Source organism: Ancylomarina sp. (genome assembly GCF_041555295.1).
Classification (GTDB): domain Bacteria; phylum Bacteroidota; class Bacteroidia; order Bacteroidales; family Marinifilaceae; genus Ancylomarina.
Genome location: NZ_JBFFKR010000344.1, coordinates 1 through 3,075, shown reverse-complemented (window position 1 = coordinate 3,075; position 3,075 = coordinate 1). Strand labels below are relative to the sequence as shown.

Genomic DNA, 3,075 nt, shown 5'->3' with positions numbered 1-3,075 from the left:
GAAGTTCTTTGTCTGATGCTATTGAAGAGGTCACAGCAGAAGCAAAGCCTATGAGTTTTTCTCATGTTGGTATCATGGTACCAAATGTCGATGGTTCTCTAGTCGTTTTGGAAGCCACAGGAGATGCAGTGCAATATACTGCATTGGATAGTTTTTTAACAAGAAGTCTGAATACGGATCGAATGCCTAAGGTACGTGTGGCTCGATTAAAGGAAAAACACAATGCTCGAATTGAAAAAGCAATTTCACATGGTAAGAGTCTCGTTGGCTCACCCTACGATCCCATATATTTAATGTCTGATTCTACTTACTATTGCTCCGAACTGATTTATGAGATGATTAAGCATTCTGGTGATGGATCTGAAATATTCAAGTTGGATGCGATGACCTTTAAAGATCCTAAAACAGGAAGTTTTCACCCTGTTTGGGTCGATTATTATAAAGAGCTAGGCGTTGAAATTCCTGAAGGAAAGCCTGGCTGTAATCCTAACGGCATGTCAGAATCAAAAGAAATTGATTGGGTTTTCGATTACAGTAAATAGAAAACAAGGATAAAGTACAAAGGTTAAAGAATAAAGGTTTGTCACAACCAGTAGAGATGTGATTTATCGCGTCTGAATTCAAATTTAAACACATACATTCACAACATATATGTCCTCATTTTTAAAGCAAGTTACAAACGAATTATACACGCGATATGGCAATCAGTTATCCAATTGTTTGTTGGTTTTTCCAAACCGTCGTGCTGGGTTGTTCTTTTCAAAATACCTTAACGAACTTGTTGATCAACCAATCTTTGCACCAGAGGTTCTAACAATTAATGACCTGATTAAGAAATGGTCTCCACTGATGGTTGAGGATAATTTGGCTCTATTGTGTCGTTTGTATAAAATCTACTGCTCTGTCTGCAAAACGGATGAAACTTTTGATGAGTTTTATCATTGGGGTGAGATGATTCTGGGTGATTTTGATGATTTGGATAAGTATCGTGTAGATGCTAAGCATTTATTTCAAAATTTGGCAGATGAGAAAGAGATTGAAAATATCTTCGATTATCTGGACGAAGAACAGATTGAAGCGATTCGCTCTTTTTGGAGCACTTTTAATCCGGAAAAATTATCAGAGCATCAACATCAGTTCATTTCCGTTTGGGAGTCTTTGTTTACCATTTACTCCAACTTGAGAGAAGAGTTGGAAAATGAAGACCTAGCTTACGAGGGAATGGCAAGCAGATTGGTGGTTGATCGATTGGAGAAGAAGGAAATTGAGATTAAATATGATAAGATTATTTTTGCGGGTTTCAATGCTCTGAATAGATGTGAAAAGGATATTTTTTCATGTCTTAAGGAAAGAGAGCAAGCTGAATTCTATTGGGATTACGATGAGTCGTATGTGAAAAATCCTTATCATGAAGCTGGTTTGTTTATGCGTGATAACTTGAGACGATTCCCATCTCCCGAGAGTCAAATTTCTTTTAAGAATATTGTTGCAGATAGAGAGCCAATAGAGTTTATTTCACTTTCATCTGAAGTTGGACAAGCAAAATTTGCTCATCAATATCTAAAGGAATACGCTGAGCAGAAGGATGTGAAATTGGAAGAGATAGCCGTTATTTTGGCTGATGAGGAATTGCTTTTGCCTGTGTTGAATTCGATTCCTAAAAATGTGGAGCATGTGAATGTGACCATGGGATATCCAGCTAAGAACACCCCTGTAGCTAGTTTGTTAGGTCTGATTATCGATTTGCAAAAGGGTGGACGTCAACAAGGTTCCGAGTTTGTATTTCATCACAAGCAAGTTTTGGCACTTTTGAATCATCAATATTTGAATGCAATTAACCCCGAGTTAGCAGATCGTTTAGCTCAACAAATAATCAAGAGTAATTGGGTGCATGTGAATCGTGCAATTCTTGTTGGTGACCCGGTAATTGAAAAGCTATTTATACCCTTAAATTCAGTCGAACAGGTTTCTTCATATCTGCTCGATTTATTGCAGGCTATTTATAAAAACCTTGATCTGAATAAAGAAGATGAAGGCCGATTGGATAAAATTGAACGAGAATATATTTACCATCTGTTTTTAGCCATAAAACGATTGACGGGTCTGTTGGATCAGCATAAGATTGAGATTAAACTCGACACCTTTTATCGTTTACTGGACAAGATGATTCAGTCTTTGAGTATTCCATTTGAAGGAGAACCTTTAGCAGGTTTACAAGTGATGGGTATATTGGAAACCCGTTTGCTTGACTTTAAGAAGATCATTGTGCTATCAATGAATGAGGGGAAACTGCCTAAAACAGGAACATCCAATTCATTTGTGCCATACCATTTGCGTCAAGGTTTTGGTATGCCTACCATCGATCATCAGGATGCCATTTTTGCCTATTACTTCTACAGATTAATTCAGAGACCTGAAGAAATCAAGTTATTATATAGTACACAAAGTGATGGGATTAGAACGGGTGAAATGAGTCGTTTCCTTTATCAGTTGAAATACGAATCGGTATTTCAGATTGAAGAAAAACACCCTTCACATGATATTGTTATTACCAATGCAAAGCCCATAAGTATTGCGAAAAATGGAAGAATACTTAAGCAGCTTAATGAATACTGTGTAAGTGATAAGAGAAGTTTTTCGCCTTCTGCGCTAAACTCGTATATGGGCTGTAGCTTGAGATTCTACTATCGTTATTTGGCAGGGATGAAAGAGCCTGATACCATTCTTGAGGAAATTGATCCTCCAATGTTTGGGAACCTATTTCATCAGGCTATGGAGGATTTGTACAAGCCTTATATTGGACAGACCATAAGTAAGTCTGATCTTGAAAGCTTAAGAAAAGATAAAAAGAGGCAAACCAATGTTTTGGAAGATGCCTTTAAAACACTTTATTTCAATTTAGATAAGGAGAAACCTGTTGAAGTTAGTGGACGAAATCGTCTGATATTCGATATTATGTTGAAATTTATCGATCGGTTATTGAAAGTTGATTCTGAATTTGCTCCTTTTAAAATGATAGCAGTCGAAGGTCGTTATAACATACAAATCCCTTTAAAATCGGATGGACGAAATGTT

2 protein-coding genes are annotated in these 3,075 nt (G+C 36.9%); both read left to right on the top strand.

The genetic code is table 11. The features are described 5' to 3' along the window. A partial coding sequence (locus ABY905_RS15655) for a YiiX/YebB-like N1pC/P60 family cysteine hydrolase (RefSeq protein WP_372645557.1) occupies positions 1-542 on the top strand: 542 nt, incomplete at its 5' end. A gap of 109 nt (positions 543-651) precedes the next feature. Further along, on the top strand, positions 652-3,075 hold a 2,424-nt coding region (locus ABY905_RS15650), incomplete at its 3' end, for a PD-(D/E)XK nuclease family protein (protein ID WP_372645555.1).